This is a genomic window from Alteromonas sp. ISO5, from assembly GCF_058105165.1.
Genome location: NZ_CM176572.1, coordinates 21,379 through 38,790, shown reverse-complemented (window position 1 = coordinate 38,790; position 17,412 = coordinate 21,379). Strand labels below are relative to the sequence as shown.

13 protein-coding genes are annotated in these 17,412 nt (G+C 47.3%); 7 read left to right on the top strand and 6 right to left on the bottom strand.

Features of this window, described 5'->3' with window-relative positions; genetic code table 11:
- Nucleotides 1-159 precede the first annotated feature (159 nt).
- Nucleotides 160-1,191 (bottom strand): alpha/beta hydrolase, encoded by a 1,032-nt coding sequence (locus AC2T0J_RS00170; protein ID WP_489808190.1) that lies wholly within the window; start codon nt 1,189-1,191, stop codon nt 160-162.
- A 155-nt stretch (nt 1,192-1,346) separates the two neighbouring features.
- The gene (locus AC2T0J_RS00165; protein WP_489808189.1) at nt 1,347-2,504 is read right to left on the bottom strand and encodes a glycoside hydrolase family 43 protein; all 1,158 of its coding nucleotides are present in this window, start codon (nt 2,502-2,504) and stop codon (nt 1,347-1,349) included.
- Between the two features lie 386 nt (nt 2,505-2,890).
- Here AC2T0J_RS00165 and AC2T0J_RS00160 point away from each other — a divergent pair, with 386 nt between their 5' ends.
- The 5 genes from AC2T0J_RS00160 (at nt 2,891) to AC2T0J_RS00140 (ending at nt 11,265) form a co-directional block, all read left to right on the top strand.
- Entirely contained in the window at nt 2,891-5,572 is a 2,682-nt protein-coding gene (locus AC2T0J_RS00160) for a TonB-dependent receptor (RefSeq protein ID WP_489808188.1), read from the top strand.
- 306 nt (nt 5,573-5,878) lie between these two features.
- Nucleotides 5,879-8,332, top strand: coding sequence for a glycoside hydrolase family 3 protein (locus tag AC2T0J_RS00155; RefSeq protein ID WP_489808187.1), 2,454 nt, complete (start codon nt 5,879-5,881; stop codon nt 8,330-8,332).
- 133 nt (nt 8,333-8,465) lie between these two features.
- Nucleotides 8,466-9,461, top strand: a complete 996-nt coding sequence (locus AC2T0J_RS00150; RefSeq protein ID WP_489808186.1) for a sensor histidine kinase — start codon at nt 8,466-8,468, stop codon at nt 9,459-9,461.
- Nucleotides 9,433-10,206, top strand: coding sequence for a LytR/AlgR family response regulator transcription factor (locus tag AC2T0J_RS00145; RefSeq protein WP_489808185.1), 774 nt, complete (start codon nt 9,433-9,435; stop codon nt 10,204-10,206). Before AC2T0J_RS00150 ends, AC2T0J_RS00145 begins: the two co-directional genes overlap by 29 nt.
- Before the next feature lie 156 nt (nt 10,207-10,362).
- A complete protein-coding gene (locus tag AC2T0J_RS00140) occupies nt 10,363-11,265 on the top strand; it encodes a histone deacetylase family protein (RefSeq protein WP_489810403.1) in 903 nt (300 codons plus the stop codon).
- 2 nt (nt 11,266-11,267) lie between these two features.
- Here AC2T0J_RS00140 and AC2T0J_RS00135 read toward each other — a convergent pair whose 3' ends face one another.
- The 4 genes from AC2T0J_RS00135 to tsaA form a co-directional block, all read right to left on the bottom strand.
- Nucleotides 11,268-12,212 carry a phospholipase A gene (locus AC2T0J_RS00135; protein ID WP_489808184.1) on the bottom strand — a complete coding sequence of 315 codons (945 nt, stop codon included), beginning with the start codon at nt 12,210-12,212 and terminating at the stop codon, nt 11,268-11,270.
- Nucleotides 12,196-13,041, bottom strand: a complete 846-nt coding sequence (locus tag AC2T0J_RS00130) for an MBL fold metallo-hydrolase (protein WP_489808183.1) — start codon at nt 13,039-13,041, stop codon at nt 12,196-12,198. The genes AC2T0J_RS00135 and AC2T0J_RS00130 overlap by 17 nt, the downstream gene beginning before the upstream one ends.
- 53 nt (nt 13,042-13,094) lie before the next feature.
- Entirely contained in the window at nt 13,095-14,681 is a 1,587-nt protein-coding gene (proS, locus tag AC2T0J_RS00125) for a proline--tRNA ligase (protein WP_489808182.1), read from the bottom strand.
- Between the two features lie 71 nt (nt 14,682-14,752).
- Nucleotides 14,753-15,466 carry a tRNA (N6-threonylcarbamoyladenosine(37)-N6)-methyltransferase TrmO gene (gene tsaA, locus AC2T0J_RS00120; protein WP_489808181.1) on the bottom strand — a complete coding sequence of 238 codons (714 nt, stop codon included), beginning with the start codon at nt 15,464-15,466 and terminating at the stop codon, nt 14,753-14,755.
- A 287-nt stretch (nt 15,467-15,753) separates the two neighbouring features.
- Here tsaA and AC2T0J_RS00115 point away from each other — a divergent pair, with 287 nt between their 5' ends.
- Together AC2T0J_RS00115 and AC2T0J_RS00110 are read left to right on the top strand one after the other, a co-directional pair.
- A complete protein-coding gene (locus AC2T0J_RS00115) occupies nt 15,754-16,683 on the top strand; it encodes an ABC transporter ATP-binding protein (protein WP_489808180.1) in 930 nt (309 codons plus the stop codon).
- Nucleotides 16,676-17,410 (top strand): ABC transporter permease subunit, encoded by a 735-nt coding sequence (locus tag AC2T0J_RS00110; RefSeq protein WP_489808179.1) that lies wholly within the window; start codon nt 16,676-16,678, stop codon nt 17,408-17,410. Before AC2T0J_RS00115 ends, AC2T0J_RS00110 begins: the two co-directional genes overlap by 8 nt.
- The last annotated feature ends 2 nt before the right edge of the window (nt 17,411-17,412 follow it).

The window sequence follows — 17,412 nt, the reverse complement described above, 5'->3', positions numbered from 1 at the left end:
GCGAATTTATTTTTCAGGTCTGTTTTTCCCGGTTGTGTATTTTGCCGTTTTGAACACAGCTTTCAGACCGCTTAGCTGACATTGTTAACCAGAACCCAGGCCTGGGTTGGATTTTTCAGGCCCGGGTAATATGGCGAGTAATTCGGCAGGGTATGTTTATCAATTGGGTTTCAGCATTCCATGCATTGTTAACCAGCGGGCATAGGCATCAAACCAGCCTGTACTGGTGGTCTTTTTAGGATACATACCAAAACCGTGGCCGCCTTGTTCGTAGAAGTGAAATTCCACGGGTTTTCCGGCTGCATGCCAGTCTTCGACAAGACCAAACTTACTGTTAGCAAAGAAAGGGTCATCGGCAGCAATTGCGATAAAGAGCGGAGGAGCATCATCGGGTACTTCGACCGACGTAATCGGGCCGTAGACGTTGCCAATAAACGCTGGCTTGGCGTCTTCAGCCACGAGCGTTGTTGCCATAGTCAACATTGCACCGGCAGAAAATCCAATCATACCAATACGATCCGGATCCACTGCCCAATCGTCAGCTTTGCGCCGAATCATTGCAAACGCCGCACTGGCGTCTTCTATCTGTGGTGCAAGTTGCACTTTCAATTGAGCAGGCTCCGGACGAGGTGGTCGTTTGCCGGTATTGGAAAACATTTCATCCATTGCGCGTTTGAAGTCCGCCATGTTTTCAGGGGTTTGGTTTAAGCGGTACTTCAATACAAAAGCGGCAATGCCACGATCCGCCAAGGCACGAGCTACAGCCCAGCCTTCATTTTCAATAGACAGAGTCCGAAAGCCACCACCTGGTGCAACAATGACTGCAGCACCACTGGCATTGTCCGGATCGGGCAAAAATGGCGTAAGCGTGGCGACCGTAACATTACGGGTAAACTGACTGCCGTACTGAGAATGCCAGGACTCTTTGGCAGTTGCATTGGCCAGCGGGCCGGTACCTAATTCGATTGCATTGGGCTGGTCAGGCGTCGCAATTGGAGTCATCGCGTCGTTTGCTTGAGCAAATGCCTGGGTTGTCAATCCACAGAGTACAACCAGTATTAATCTGCATACTTTGTTAAGGCCTGTGGGCCACCCCAGACTAAAGCGTTTTAACGTCGACGTTTCTGTAATTAATGAGTTTGCGGTTGAATACGGTGTTTTCTCATCCTGCTTAACGTAGTGGTTTTTCATATCATTATGTCCTTTGGGTTTGCTTTCCGGTTAATTGACGGCCGAATGTAGCGTGACAAAAAATGTCCTGGCAGTATCAAAATACGAAGACTTCAGGTTGTAAACGCTGTTTTATTGACCTGCATAGTCTGCTTTTGACAGACCTTTCTGAGGCATTATCTTTTTTGCGTCCTGACTACCCGTTTTATGGTTCCGTCACTGTTAAAATAGACTCTGTCAATACACACCGATCTTCTGTAACTTCCCCCCCCGGGCAGTTGGGCACTATGGTAAGCAAGGTAGGTGTTCCCCTTAAAATCAAACAGGGCAGGGTGAATTGTCGTAGTCCCTGGCAACGGATCCATAATGATGCCCTGGTATTCCCAAGGGCCTGTCACCGATGAACTGGTGGCATAAGCGAGACTTTCAGGAAAGCCTGCCGCATAGACAAGATAATACATACCATTGTGTTTGGAGACATAAGGCGCCTCCTCAAAGTTTGGCAGTGTATCAACGGCGTGAATCTCTACGTTACTGGTATCACGATTCTGCATTTTGCCTTCAGCGTTAATGGTGTAGCGCTCACCTTTCAGGTGTACCAGGTCAGGTTCCAGTTCTACCCACCATAGTTGTTGATTTCCCCAATAGAGATATGCGCGACCATCGTCGTCAACAAACACAGCGGGGTCAATGTTACGCCACGTATGTTTTTTATATTCAACGGTATCTTCCAATAAAACCATTGGCATTCCGCGCGGATCGGTAAAGGGGCCAGCAGGATTGTCAGAAACGCCTACTCCTATTGAAAAACCAAATTGATCATCAGTTTGTCCCCCCTCAACCGTGGCATAAAAGTAGTATCTGGATTTCCCATCAGCATCCTTTCGATGTATCACATGGTGGGCATAGGCATTGCCGGTTTTTGCATCGCCCCGGGCCCAGTCAAAATCGGAATATTCAAGCACTGTGCCCTGGTTTTCCCAGTGAGTCATATCGTTGCTCGTCCACAAGCGATAGTTATACATGCGGTAATCCTTACCTTCAGGGAACTGCTCATCGTGAGTTGTGTAGAGGTAAACCGTGTCATCGACCACCATCGCAGCCGGGTCAGCGGTATAAATAAGTTCACCCACTGTTCTGGTCGGATCCTCGGTGTCATATTTAATAATTGGGTTGTCAAAGTATTCAGGTGCGTTGTTAGAGGTCGATTGAATGTCGTTGGAGAGATTCTTGGGCTCTGAACTACATGCGCAAAGCCCGGCAACCCACGTGAGCAGGCACAGCATCTGATACCATCGTTTTTTACCATAGAGTGATTTATTGAGTGTGGTCATGTTCATTTGTCCGGGAATGCGCCTTTACTATTTAACATTTTGTTAAATTAAGCGACAGAACGATACCTCAGACACATTATGAATCCATTTATTGAAGTTATTTTATTTACTCTTGTCAGCGTTCCAGTCGGCAGGCAATTGCTACCATTTGATGTTAATAATTGTCGTTATTAAACCGTCGAAATTTGTTTAAACGCCGGTTTACTCCTGATTAGAAATGCGACAACGAATGGGTGTCTGCACGCCTTATAGTGTCACCCACTCGCTTTAGCGAAACGCGCTGTATGCGAGGTGTATATAAATGTAACTTGTTAACAGCAAGTAAATTTAAGGGCGTGGCAATTGTCATGTCACGTTAACATTTATAAGACATCAGGAAACATCACATGCGAAAACTCAATGCAGTAGCGCTGGCTATTCTGGTCGCTTTGCCAACCTCCCTTCAAGCGCAGGAGCGCGAGCAGGAGAAGGTATCTCAGGATGCCAAAAGTGCAGATAAGTCACTGGAAATCATTTCAGTGACAGCGACAAAGCGTAAAACCAAACTTATGGAAACGCCTGTCGCCATTTCAGCCATTAGTGGAGACAAGTTGAAGCAGAATGGTGTAAACAATGTTAGGGATATCGCCAACCTGGTGCCTGGGCTGGATATTTCTACTGCCACTGACCAAGCTGCTCCCGTTATCTCAATGCGCGGTGTACGTTCTACCAACATTACTGAGCTTGGCGATCCTGCCGTTGGCGTGCATTTAGATGGTATTTACTCGCCCCGAATGCAGGGCGCTTTGGCATTAATGTACGATGTCGCCAGAGTAGAAGCTTTGCGCGGCCCACAAGGAACCCTGTTTGGTCGAAACTCCACCGTGGGAAGCATTAACGTAATTTCTGCTAAACCGGACTTTTCGGCACAATTCGGTGCATTGAATGTCGAAGCAGGTAAATATAACAATAAGACGATTGACGGCTTTATCAACATACCGGTTAATGACGAGTTTGCCATTCGGGTCGCGGCCAAAGGATTAAAACGAGATTCCTATTTAGAAGGTTATTATGACCCGAATCAGTATGATACGCGCCGGCTTAACAACGATATTCTCAATGCACCGATTATCTCTGAAGACTCTTATCAGGGGGTGGGTAACACCGTCACTCAGCGAGAAAACTGGTGGATCGACAATGCTGGCACTAACCCTGATTCTCAGGTAGTAAGAGCGTTAACCCCGGCGGGCAAATCGGACTTTTACAATAACGCAAATGAGTACTCATTTCGAGTTAGCACATTGTGGGAACCGCTTGACGGAAACTTTTCGAACCATACGGTTTTTCAGAAGTATGTGAACGACAGTGGCAACAACCTTGACCTGGTAAACTGCGAAAAGTTACGTGGGCGGCCTGGTGAATATGGGGGTGATTGCTCATCGTTTATGCCCAGCGACAATACTTATCAAGCTGTCGTAAACGTACCCGGTGAACTAAACCTGGATATTACCTATCTGCGAAATACGCTTAATTATGCTATTACTGACGAGTTACAGTTGGTTTGGCTGCTCGGCTATGAAGATATGGAACGTTCGTCATCTCAAGATAGTGAAGTCGGATTGGATCCCTGGGATGGAGCGACGTATTTCCTTGATGGGACCGGTGCCGAATCGTACTCAACAGAAATTCAACTGCAATCTGATGAGTATGGCGATTTAATCTGGATAGCCGGGTTTAATTATTTTCATGAAAGAACCAAAACCCTGGGTTATTACGATAACCCTATGGATGATAAGGCCTTCTGGGATCAGCCGGACAGATCAACCGATGCCTATGCGCTATTTGGACAGGCGACATACAATCTGACGACGGATTTGCACCTAACTTTAGGTTATCGTTTTAGTGATGAAACAAAAGAAGACAAAGGCGGTCGGACCTACCGGTGTTCAAATGCCGGGGGATGCGCGCCGGGCTGGTTAAACAGAACAACACTGAACAATCTGCCGACTGACTATTTTGAAGATCCTGCAATTTATGAATCCTTCTTCGCCAATGACAATAAAGGAAGCTGGACCCGGAATGATTTCAGAATCGGGCTGGATTATGATTTAGACGAAAATACAATGTTATACAGTTATATCGCATCAGGTTTTAAAGCCGGCGGTATTGGTGATGTTTATGAAGTTGTGAATGACCGAACGGGAGACACGACACGATTCGAAACGACCTTTGACCCAGAAGAGGTTATCACCTGGGAAGTTGGTGCTAAAACCAGCTTATTCGAAAATTCACTGAACTTACAGGCAGTATTCTTCTATACAGACTACACCGATATGCAATATGCATCGGTGGGCTCAATAGGGAATGTTGAGCGGCTATCGCCGGTCGAAGATGAATCCGGTGCACCGATTCTTGATGAAAGTGGTAATCCGGTGCTGGACTACCAGAATCAACCCGTTATTGCTTACTATACCCAGAATGTACCTGGATCAACCATAAAAGGTATTGAGCTTGAGTTTGACTGGAAACCTTATCCCAATGGTCGTGTTACCGGTTATGTTACCTGGACGCAAGCAGAGATAACAGAGGACTGGTTTACCAAATGGGACTACGATCCTGAATACCTGTTTGACATTTCATACGATGAGTCAATTGACCCAACCAACACAGTACTTAACACCAACCTTAAAGGCAACAATCTGGCGATGACGCCTGAGTATACGGCGAACATAAGCTACACACACAGTTTCAACCTGGGTAACTATGGTTTTATTCATGCCTGGACAAATGTGACCTGGAAGGATGATTCCTATTCCACCATCTGGAATGTTGATAAGCATCTGGATGACATGGCATTTGCAGTCCCTGATGAAGCGGTAAGATATATGGATGACAGCCGTGATGCATTTGCGGTGTTTAATGCGTCACTGAAATATGAACCACAAAACCAGAAGTGGTTTGTGGAGGCGTTTGTTAACAACGCAACCGATGAAATTATTCAGTATTGGAATAACACTAGTAAAGGCTTCGCCAAAGGTAGTTTCGGTATGCCGCGTTATTACGGTGTAAGAGCGGGTATAAACTTCTAATCTATCGACAGGGTAGCTGAAGTGTTGTCCGACCTGATGCGTTATCAGGTCGGGCAATTGTTTGCGAGATAAGCGTTTCGGCTATGAATCATTGAGTGTCTGCCTTGATCAGCGATAGCGGTCTGCATGAGAATTGCAACAGCTCGCTTGGCTCACCCCCTGACGGTTGACCGCTAATTTCCCCCCTATTTTCCTCAAGTACAATTCTTTATCGAGAATGATGAAATGAACAAGTTAAAAATGATGATGAACCGTACCTGCTCTCTGCTTATGTTGTCTTGCTGCACTACAGCAACAGCTCAACACGTGACAGTCGATTGGACGGTTAACGGTAAACCTGACATGAGAAATGAGGTCATTGAACAACAAATTGATAAATTGTTGTCTACGATGACGCTAGAACAAAAAGTGGCACAAATGATTCAACCGGAGATTGGTTACCTCACGGTGGAAGAAATGCGTAAATATGGCTTTGGTTCTTACCTAAACGGCGGAAATTCAGCGCCCTACGGTTTAAAAAAAGCCGGTCAGGATATCTGGTTAAAGTATGCCGACGAAATGTATGAGGCATCAGTTGATGCGTCAATGGATGGTAGCGCCATTCCTGCTATCTGGGGCACCGATGCCATGCACGGGCACAGTAATGTTTTTGGGGCCACACTTTTCCCCCATAATATAGGTCTAGGGGCTGCACGAGACCCAGATTTAATTGAAAGCATTGGCATCGCAACGGCTAAGGAAGTCGCTGCCACGGGGATTGAATGGAGTTTCGCACCAACCGTTGCAGTGGTTAGGGATGATAGGTGGGGAAGGACCTACGAAAGCTATTCAGAGGATCCTGAGATTGTTGCTGACTACGCTGGCAGAATGGTTAAAGGCATTCAGGGGCACCCGGGAGGTGACTTTCTTAAAGCGTATCACCGAATTGCGACGGCTAAACACTTTATTGGTGATGGCGGCACCCAAAGCGGAATCGACAGAGGTGATACCCGCATAGATGAACAGACCTTGAGAGATATTCATGCCGCAGGCTATGTTTCAGCCATTCAGGCGGGCGTTCAATCTGTGATGGCGTCTTTCAACAGTTGGAACGGTGAACGAGTTCACGGCAATAAGTATCTGCTCACTGATGTACTGAAAGGTAAAATGGGTTTTGATGGTTTTGTCGTCAGTGACTGGAATGCTCACAAGTTTGTGGATGGTTGTGATCTGGAGCAATGCGCCGGAGCAATCAATGCTGGCGTTGATGTATTGATGGTCCCTGAACACTATGAAGCGTTTTATCACAATACTCTGGCTCAGGTGAGAGACGGTGTTATCCCGGAATCACGTATTAACGACGCGGTAAGACGCTTCCTGAGAGCGAAAATTCGCTGGGGGATATTCGTCAGGGGTAAGCCATCTGAACGTCTGGGAGCACAACACCCTGATTGGTTTAACGCGTCTGAACACAAAGCGTTAGCCCGTGAAGCGGTAAGAAAATCACTGGTCTTACTTAAGAATAACGGCAATATCCTGCCTTTCAAACCCACCCGCAGTGTCTTAGTGGCTGGAGAGGGTGCCGATAATATTGCCATGCAAGCTGGTGGATGGAGTGTATCGTGGCAAGGTACCGATAACAGCAATGCTGATTTTCCAAATGGAACGTCTATTTATGAAGGCATTCGGCAACAGGTGGAGCTCGCTGGCGGTACTATTCAATTGAGCCCTGATGGTCGCTTTGACAAAAAACCTGACGTTGCCATTGTTGTGATAGGTGAGCAACCCTACGCAGAATGGTTTGGTGATAGACAAACTCTGCGCTTTGAAGATGACACTAATAAGAGCCTTCAGCTTATTAAACGATTAAAGTCCAGGGATGTGCCGGTTGTTATCGTATTTCTGAGCGGACGCCCGCTCTGGGTTAATCCTATACTAAATCTTGCCGATGCGTTTGTTGTAGCCTGGTTACCCGGCTCTGAAGGGCAAGGGGTTGCGGATGTTATTTTAAGTAAGCCAAATGGTGAAACGCAGTATGATTTTACCGGCAAACTGAGCTTTTCATGGCCGAAATACGACGATCAGTATGTCCTCAACAGGTATGATGAGGAATATAATGCACTGTTTCCCTATGGCTATGGACTGACATACCAGGATTCAGCTCAGTGGGAAATGATTAATGAGACGGTTTCAGAAAATAAGGTTCAAAAAGACTCAGCTTTGCAGGCACTTTTTGTGCGTAACCTTAGCAAAGGCCTTAAGTGGGCTCTGACCGATGTGAAGAATGAAACATTATTCTTTGATACGCCGTCTGGAGTCAGTGCTGATGGACAATCCATTACCATGCAATCGGTCAATCTTGCTTACCAGGAAGACGGTAGAAAGTTCACCTGGAACCGGGATGGAACTCAAAGTAGCGCAGCATTACAATATACCGCCGATTATCAGCAAGAAGCGCATTTTGATGCGCGTTTCCTGAATGTAAAGGTTCGTCTTGATGAATGGCAATCGGCGACACCAGTCTCTTTGCAAGTGCAATGCGTCGGAGATCTCTGCAAGAACACGATGACAAAGCGTAAAGGTGAGTCCGGTTTGCAGTTCGGGCAGTGGATTGGCTTTAGTATTGCGACTGATTGTCCGAATCAACTTTCTGCAAGTGTAAATCCTGATATAGCACTACGCATTGTCGCAGAGGGTGGAATAAGCCTGGCTGTGGCTGATATTGCTTTGGCGAAAGAATCGGCCTCAGGTTATCATCTTGTCTCTTGTCAGGGAGATTAATAGCAGCGGGTAGCTAGTCCTACCCGTTTTTATTTATCGGAGCAGTAAATTGATAAATTTAAGCCGGCGCCCTCATTTATTCTGGCTTTGTCAGTGTAGTGGTTGGGTCGTATACGCACTGTTAACTGAAATTATGATAAAGATCCCCAGTGAGGAGCCCTGGCATATTCATCTCCCCCACCTGTTCATCGATACATTGTGTGGATTTGCGATAACCCTGGCGCTAAGGAGTCTATATGCCAGGGTTTATACATTAAAAAGTTATGTCGTGGGCATTCACATAGTATTACTGGTGCTGGTCTCGTTACTCTGGACAGAAATCAAATGGATATCTCTTCAGTGGCTCTACAATGATCCCTGGAAGCCTATGTCCTGGTTTGATTTTGGTACCTGGACCACGGCATCATTAACCATGCTGGCAACCTGGTCGGCAGGTTATTATGGCATTAAAAGCTATCTGGATAATGTTGAACAGCGGGAGCGGTTAGAAAAAGCAACGCACCTTGCCAAAGAAGCGCAGCTAAAGATGTTACGCTATCAGCTTAACCCTCACTTTATGTTTAACAGTATTAATGCCATAAGTACCCTGATCCTGAAAAAAGAGAATAGCCATGCCGTGCTGATGCTTGAGAAGCTTTGTGACTTTTTAAGGTACAGTTTGTATACCGATCCGTTAAAAAAAATACCGGTCTCGGAAGAAGTGACGATTCTTCGGACTTACGTAGAGATTGAAAAAGCGCGGTTTCGTTCAAAGCTGACAGTGCAGATTCAGACCGAACCGCACATTGAGTCTATTCTTATACCCTCAATGCTGGTGCAGCCATTAGTCGAAAATGTATTAAAACACGGCATGTTACCTAACCAGAATATTACGATCACCATTGAATTTTCTGCGTTAAAAGAGGGGCTTTCTATTACGGTTACTGATACGGGCAAGGGGTTCGACAGTCATCAAAACTGCAAGCTTGGTATAGGGTTAACTAATTGCAGAGACAGACTGAATCTGATTTATCAGGGGAAGGCTAAATTAGTGACCGAAAACAAACCGGACGCAGGGGCATGCGTGCGTATTTTTATTCCGTATGAGAGGACGTTGCAACATGAAACCGTTAAAAACGCTACTGGTTGATGACGAAGAGAGCGCCCTTGAGGGTCTCTGTTTGCGCCTGCAACTCTTTCCTGACATCGAAATTATAGGACAGGCTTCGAGTGTTGATAGTGCCCTGCAATTTTGTCGCCATCAGGTACCGGATTTAATCTTTTTAGATATTGAAATGCCAGGAAAATCGGGCTTTGAATTATTAAAGGCGTTTCAGCCGGAAAGCTATCCCGCCGTTATATTTATTACCGCATACCACCAATACGCGATACAGGCGTTTGAAGTGAGAGCGCTGGATTATTTACTGAAGCCGGTTAAACAGTCCCGGTTGGGAGAAGCCTTGGAACGCGCCAGAGAAAGTGTTGGGTTTAAACAGAAAATGATGGAAGCCGCGGCGCTTATTTCTGACCCTCAGCAACCCGACAAAACGCTTCCGGATTATAGTGTTAGTGATGAAAAGCTGGTGATCCGAGATGGCGTTGGTTCTGTGTTGTTAGTGCCCTTTGAGACAGTATTCTGGATTGATGCAGCGGGTGATTACATGTGTGTGCATACGGAAGGCGAAACCTACGTGATGCGCGAAAGGATGAAGAACTTAGTTAATATTGTGCCTGCTTATTTTCAGCGGATCCACAAATCTACCATGGTAAATGTTAGAAAAATCAAGCAACTCGACCCATTAAGAAATTCAGAGTATCACGTTCATTTGTCGAATAATAAAGTCTTAAAAGCAAGCCGGACTTTCAGTAAAAATCTGAAAGAACAGGTCGTTTAGCGTGCTCCAGAACGATCGGAACCTGAAGAACATTCTTCGTCTGTGAAAAGTCACAAAGAATACATCGAAGTCGGATCAGTCGGTACTGGTGTGAGCCAGTCCTCGATAAACTCAGTACAATACTCAATTCCTATTATTACAACGTGAAGTGTTACTATTGTGCAGCATCTGGTTTTCCACCCTATATACAGTCAACTCGAATTACCGGTTCGGCATCGTTTTCCTATCGAAAAATACCAGGGGATCCACGATGCCCTGTGCGCTGCAGGTGTATCAGAGTCACTGTATACCAGGCCTGAGCCGGTAGCCATGGACACACTGACCACCTGGTACGATGCCGGTTATGTTGAAGCGCTGATTGATGGCACCCTGGATACCAAGGCGATGCGCCGTATTGGTTTCCCCTGGTCGGAACAACTGATTAAACGCAGCCTCACTGCCGTGGGCGGTACGCTCAAAACTGCTGAACTGGCATTGCAACATGGATTGGCGCTTAACCTTACCGGCGGCTATCATCACGCTGGTGCAGATTGGGGGTCTGGTTTTTGTTTATTCAATGATTTATATCTCGCAGCCCGGCAAATGCTCAGCAAGCCCGGGATAGATGCGGTGCTGATTGTTGATTTAGATGTTCATCAGGGGGATGGGACTGCGCTGCTCGCTCAGGAAGATCCATCGGTGATCACCTTATCATTGCATGGCGAGAAGAACTTTCCCCACCGCAAGCAACAGTCTGATATGGATTTCCCTTTGCCTAAAGGCATGACGGATGAACCGTACCTGGCCACTCTTGATGAAGCGCTTAGTGTGGCTGAGCGACTTTATGCACCCGATGCCGTGATTTATGACGCGGGTGTGGATGTGCATGAGAATGATGATTTAGGTTTGTTAAATATCAGTAGCGCAGGCGTTTATCAGCGTGACTGTATGGTGCTAAAGTGGTGCCGGCGTCATAACCTGCCCGTGGCTTGCGTTATTGGTGGCGGCTATCAGCGCGATATTGATGCACTGGTAGACGTACATTTGCAGTTGTATCGGGCGGCAGGGGTAATTCCCTGATTTTAAAATGCTGCCAGTTGGAATCCCAGTCCGACGCGGTTCTGGCGGCGATTATAATCAATCAGGCTATCCCCATAGCCGTTAAAATACTGCAGTACGACTTCGTAACGGGGGGATACCGGGTAACTGACTGACAGCTCCAGACTGCCGCGGTTATTATCAAATTCCAGGTTATTACGCAGCCGGGCAAATAAACCAAAGCCTTTAATACGCGTACCATAACCAAGCTCAAGGCGACCATAGTAGTGATTAATTCTGGGGTTATCATCGCCAGCCGGATCATCGGGCGAGCTTTTCGGATCTTCCGGAATGCGATACCAGGTGCGCAGATAATAGATATCATCGGCATCGCTGAACAAACTGGTTAGCATAATGCGGTTCCAACTGCGCGAGCGTAGCTCACTCTGACCGTTAGACATGTGGTTAAAACCAAGCTGCAGGGCATTAAAGTCGATACCAAGGAGCTTTATATCGGTATTCCACTGATAAAAAATTTCCGGTTCGTAGTTAGTTTCCCGGAAAGGCTTGGACACCTCACTGTTATATAGTTGCCAGAATGAGGTTAGCGTGAAACCAAAATAAACGCCTTCTACCGAGTCAGGCTGGGTGTACAGGGGGAGCTTTACACTGATTTGAAATTTGGCTTCTTTACTGTCGACGTTGTCTTCGGTTAGTCCGGCATTGCCAAGTGCGTTGGGGTTATCCACGTAAGTAAAAGGCAGAAAATAGTTACGTTTGTACTGGGTAATCGCAAACGCATTATTTAACAGGTTTTTATCGGCTTCGAAGCGTTTTCTGAACAGGCTGGGCAGGGCAATCAGTCCGCTTTGCTGCTCCTGAGTTTCTACTTCGCTCTGTTGCTCGTTATCGTCGCAATAGCCGAATACTGGGGTTGTCAGCAGTACCAGGCCAAGGGCTAAGTGATTAAGGCTAAGCGGTAAAGTCAATGGTGAGTCCCTCATGAGCTGCAACTAACTGCAGGGGTGATTCTGCTATGGTGATGTACTGCTTGCAGTGAGCAATGATGTCATCGATATCCTTGTCCGTACGGCTGGGGTCATGACTATAAAGCGCCAGTCGTTTGGCGTTACACGCCATGGCCAGTTTCACGGCTTCTTCTGCTACCGAATGTCCCCAGCCACTCTTGGCGGGCATGTCTGACAACATGTACTGGGCATCATGGATAATCAAATCTGCGTTTCTGGCAAATTCCACAAACGTTAGGAAATCGGTTTCTTTTTTATAGGGAGGATAAAGCTCATTATCGGTAATGTAGGCCACCTTAAAGCCATTTTCCGACACCGAATAGGCACTGCCTTTGCCGGGATGATTCATGGGTAAACGTGCAATGGTTGCGCCATTGAGTTTCCAGGTGTCTGTGTTGTCAGGCTGTGGCGTAATAGTAATTTTCGAACGCAATGTCGAAAAAGGCACCGGAAATACAGAGCCCTGCATTTGTTTAATAATGGCATCGTTTTCCGGCAGTGATGTTTGCCCGGGCGTGATAAATATTTCACGGTCGGGTTGATATATAGGCGTAAAAAACGGAAATCCCTGAATATGATCCCAGTGATTATGGGTTAGCAGGATATGAATGGGGGTTTGCTTTGTAACCAGCTTATCGCCAAGGAGCCGGATGCCGGTACCGGCATCCAGGGAAATATCAGTACCATCACTCAGTTCGATGTGTACGCATGCAGTGTTGCCCCCATAGCGCACATAGTCTGCGCCCGGTGTTGGAATGGAACCTCGTACACCATAGAAGGTTAACTGCATGCTGACTCCTTACTCCTTACTCACGGGTTAGCCTGGTGGCTTGCCCCGTTATACTACAATCCGTTGATAAATGTAGTGACTTCCGTTAATTGTAATAAAGATTTCTCACCGGTGCGGCGATTTTTATATTCAACCAGCTGTTCATCGAGGTTGCGCTCGCCAATAACGATACTGTGGGGTATCCCTACCAGCTCCATATCTTTAAACATGACGCCCGGACGTTCTTTACGGTCGTCAAACAACACTTCCACACCCGCTGCGGTAAGCTCTGCGTACAGCGCTTCCGCTGCTTCCATAATCCGCTGTGATTTATGCATATTCATAGGGATCAGAGCTACTTTGAACGGTGCGATAGGATCAGGCCAGATAATACCGTGTTCGTCGTGATTCTGTTCAATAGCGGCAGCGACCACCCGGGAAACGCCAATACCGTAGCAGCCCATACTGAGGATTTCATGTTTACCATTTTCGTTCAGTACGCCGCAGCCCATGGCTTCAGAGTATTTATCGCCCAGTTGGAAGATATGACCTACTTCGATACCGCGCTTAATTTCGATGGTGCCATTACCACACGGTGATGGGTCGCCGGCTTCAATGTTGCGCAGGTCGGCAGCGGTAATTTTTTCCGCACAGGCTTCGTCTTTTAACGCCGCCGCTACAACGTAATCGGCAAATACCGGTATCTTCACCGTGGTCAGGTCGATATCATTGCCAGAAGCACCCAGCACAGCTTTTACGGTTTCATCGCTGGCTGTAACCAGCGGTGCGGCAACTTCGTTGAGTTTCTCGGCTTTAATATCGTTCAGCGTGTGACTGGCCGACAGGACCAGTAGCACCCAGTTGTTCGTATCGGCTTCGCCGTCTTCGTCAGCAGCCTGAACCAGAACATATTGCAAGCCCTCTACACTGGCGCTGTCAACTTGTTGAGTTTGCGCCAGCTCTACGTTGGCCGCATAATCTGAGCCGCTGGAGAAAGCGATGTTGTCTTCACCTGATTCTGCCAGTACGTGGAACTCGTGCGACACGCTGCCGCCGATAGAACCGGTATCGGCCAGTACCGGGCGGTAATCGAGTTGCATGCGTTCAAAAATTTTGCAGTACGCACCGTACATGGCGTCGTAAGTATCCTGCAGTGATTCCTGGGTAAGGTGGAACGAGTAGGCATCTTTCATGGTGAATTCACGGCCGCGCATAATACCGAAGCGAGGACGTACTTCATCACGGAACTTGGTTTGGATCTGGTACAGGTTCATCGGTAGCTGTTTATAACTGCTGATTTCGTTACGTACCATTGAGGTAATGACTTCTTCGTGAGTCGGACCAAGCACGAAATCCCGGTTGTGGCGGTCTTTAATACGCAGTAATTCAGGGCCATATTCTTCCCAGCGACCAGTTTCCTGCCACAGATCAGCAGGTTGTACTACCGGCATTAACACTTCAATAGCGCCAGCCTTGTTCATTTCTTCACGAACAATATTGGCGACTTTATTTAACACCCGTAAGCCGGTTGGCAGCCAGGTATAAAGGCCGGAGGCAAGTTTACGAATGAGACCTGCCCGAAGCATAAGCTGATGACTAATTACCTCAGCGTCAGCAGGGGTTTCTTTTTGTGTTGCTAATAAATACTGACTAGTGCGCATTGATGGCATATACCCGTTGGATGATTACAAAACCCGCGTATTCTAGCAGTGTTAGGGGCGCTAAAATAGCCCTAAGAAACCTGTTCGAGTGATGTCACCAGGACTTTACCGTTTTCTACTCGCCACTGTATGTCGCGGTCGTAGAAAATGACCTGGTAAGTCTTCGGGTCGTTGTCCTGTGATTGTCGGTAAGCCGGGCGGGGGTCCTGGCTCAGGCACTGAGTGATCAGGGCTTGTAAGTCGGTATGAGGCTGGGCGTTTAACTGGGCAGTTGCCTGCTTAGTAAAATGCACCTCCCTGGCGGGTAACGGGTGCTCATCAAGCCAATGCGCCTCGGCATCGGCTATGTTATCGGAGTAGGGCAGGTAAGGCTTGATATCGATAATGGGTGTACCATCCAGTAAGTCAACGCCGCCCACCTTGAGCTGCCACTGACCACCAAGGTGTTCAGCACCCAGGTTTTTCACTACCGACATACCTATGCCGTTAGGCCGGAAAGTACTACGGGAGGCAAACACGCCAATGCGATTGTTACCGCCCAGGCGTGGCGCGCGGACCGTGGGAGTCCAGCCCTGGTCGAGGTTTTCGTGAAATAAAAACAACAGCCACAGATGAGAGTAAGTTTCGATGCCACGCAGACAGTTTGCGTCATTAAACTGCGGTGCCAGGCGTATACTGCCTCGGGCATTTGCCAGGACCGGTTGGCGTGGAATGGCAAATTTTTGTTTAAATGGTGAAGAGATATGGCCGATGGGGGTCAACCCAAAGGCAGAAGGTTCGGACATAAATTGCAACACCTTTGTAGTTAGACTGAAACAAAGTTCAAACATTTATTCGCTATAGTAGCGCCGCTATCTAATTACTGGTAGTCCCTGGAACACTTTTCAGCCCGCCTCTGTGCGGGCTTTTTTTCGTCCGATGTGCAGATAAGTCATCAATTTGCCAATTTTTACATGATTGAAAATCCCGCGTATGCCAATATATAGCTCTAACCACATACCTTGGTCTTTTGCAGTAAATCGCAGCAATATACAAAGGTACTGTTAAACAGTAGATCGTAAATAGGATGGCTATGATCTCGGTAAAAAATTTATCTAAATTTTACGACCATTTTAAAGCAGTCGATAATCTTTCTTTCGACATTACGCCAGGCAATATTGTGGGCTTTTTGGGGCCAAATGGCGCTGGAAAGTCTACCACAATGAAAATGCTGACCGGATTTCTGCCGCCCAGTGAGGGAGAAATTTTGATTAAGGAACGGTCCATTGATACCGATACGAAGGTGATTCAACGGGATATTGGTTACTTGCCAGAAGGCGCCCCGGCGTATGGTGATATGACAGTGTGGCAGTTTTTGCACTTCATTGCTGATGTCAGAAGGTTAAAAGGCGCCCATCGCAAAGAACGCCTTTATGATGTAATTCATCGCGTCGAGCTGGGTGATGTCCTGAACCGGCCCATTGATAATCTTTCCAAGGGCTTTAAACGCCGGGTGGGGCTGGCCCAGGCTATTTTGCACGATCCTGCTATTCTCATTCTGGATGAGCCAACAGACGGACTCGACCCCAACCAGAAACACCATGTCCGACAATTGATTGAAGATCTGTCGCGGGAAAAAATTGTGATTATTTCTACCCATATTCTGGAGGAAGTCGCGGCAGTGTGTAACCGGGTGATGATTATCGCCGACGGGCAATTACGCTTTGACGATACACCGGAAGTACTCAGGCACCGCTCGCGCTACTGTAATGCAGTAAGCCTGCGTCTTAGCTATGCCGCTGATATATCGGGTCTCGCCGAACTGGACGGGGTAGATGAAATGGAAATCGACCGCAAGACCGGTCTGGTGACCTTATTTCCGGAGCCCGGCAAACATATTTTCCATGCCATCAATGAATATATCACCCAGCGGCGTTTACCTGTGGATACCCTGACCCTGGAGACAGGTCGACTCGATGAAGTGTTTCGGGACATCACAACGGCGGAGGTGGCCAATGGGTAACATCTGGATCGTGACAAAAAGGGAATTTGCGAGCTTTTTCGCCACACCGGTCGCTTACGTTTTCATTGCTATCTTTTTGATGTTATCCGGCATCTTTACTTTCTTTATTGGTAATTTGTACGAACGGGGTCAGGCCGATTTAATCCCGTTTTTTAACTTCCACCCCTGGTTGTATTTATTTCTGGTACCGGCGATTGCGATGCGCAGCTGGGCGGAAGAGCGCAAGTCCGGCTCCATTGAATTACTCATGACCCTGCCTATCAGTGTGGCAGAAGCCGTGCTGGGCAAATTTATTGCAGCGTGGCTGGTGCTTGGTCTGGCATTGGCGCTGACTTTCCCGTTATGGCTCAGTGTCGACTTTCTTGGTGAGCCCGATCACGGCATTATTATTGCCGCCTACATTGGTAGCTGGCTTATGGCCGGTGCTTTTCTGGCTATCAGTACCTGTATGTCAGCCTTCACCCGCAATCAGGTGGTGGCGTTTATTCTGGCAGTGGTGGTGTGTTTTTTGTTTGTGGTATCGGGTAGCAGCATTGTGCTGGATGCCTTTGATCCTTGGGCCGGAAACCTTATTCTTGATACCGTCGCTAGTTTCAGTTTTCTGAGTCACTTTGAGGCCATGGCCAAAGGCGTACTGGCGCTGAATGACGTGGGCTATTTTTTCATCATCATGGTGGTATGGCTCTATGCCAGCCTGGTTGTTATTGAACAGAAAAAGGCGGATTAACC

What these genes read in the sequence shown, in the direction of transcription:
- AC2T0J_RS00130 (WP_489808183.1), bottom strand. Translation starts at nt 13,041, where the DNA reads ATGCAGTTAACCTTCTATGGTGTACGAGGTTCCATTCCAACACCGGGC.
- tsaA (WP_489808181.1), bottom strand. Translation starts at nt 15,466, where the DNA reads ATGTCCGAACCTTCTGCCTTTGGGTTGACCCCCATCGGCCATATCTCT.
- AC2T0J_RS00165 (WP_489808189.1), bottom strand. Translation starts at nt 2,504, where the DNA reads ATGACCACACTCAATAAATCACTCTATGGTAAAAAACGATGGTATCAG.
- AC2T0J_RS00150 (WP_489808186.1), top strand. Translation starts at nt 8,466, where the DNA reads ATGATAAAGATCCCCAGTGAGGAGCCCTGGCATATTCATCTCCCCCAC.
- AC2T0J_RS00145 (WP_489808185.1), top strand. Translation starts at nt 9,433, where the DNA reads ATGAAACCGTTAAAAACGCTACTGGTTGATGACGAAGAGAGCGCCCTT.
- proS (WP_489808182.1), bottom strand. Translation starts at nt 14,681, where the DNA reads ATGCGCACTAGTCAGTATTTATTAGCAACACAAAAAGAAACCCCTGCT.
- AC2T0J_RS00160 (WP_489808188.1), top strand. Translation starts at nt 2,891, where the DNA reads ATGCGAAAACTCAATGCAGTAGCGCTGGCTATTCTGGTCGCTTTGCCA.
- AC2T0J_RS00115 (WP_489808180.1), top strand. Translation starts at nt 15,754, where the DNA reads ATGATCTCGGTAAAAAATTTATCTAAATTTTACGACCATTTTAAAGCA.
- AC2T0J_RS00170 (WP_489808190.1), bottom strand. Translation starts at nt 1,191, where the DNA reads ATGAAAAACCACTACGTTAAGCAGGATGAGAAAACACCGTATTCAACC.
- AC2T0J_RS00110 (WP_489808179.1), top strand. Translation starts at nt 16,676, where the DNA reads ATGGGTAACATCTGGATCGTGACAAAAAGGGAATTTGCGAGCTTTTTC.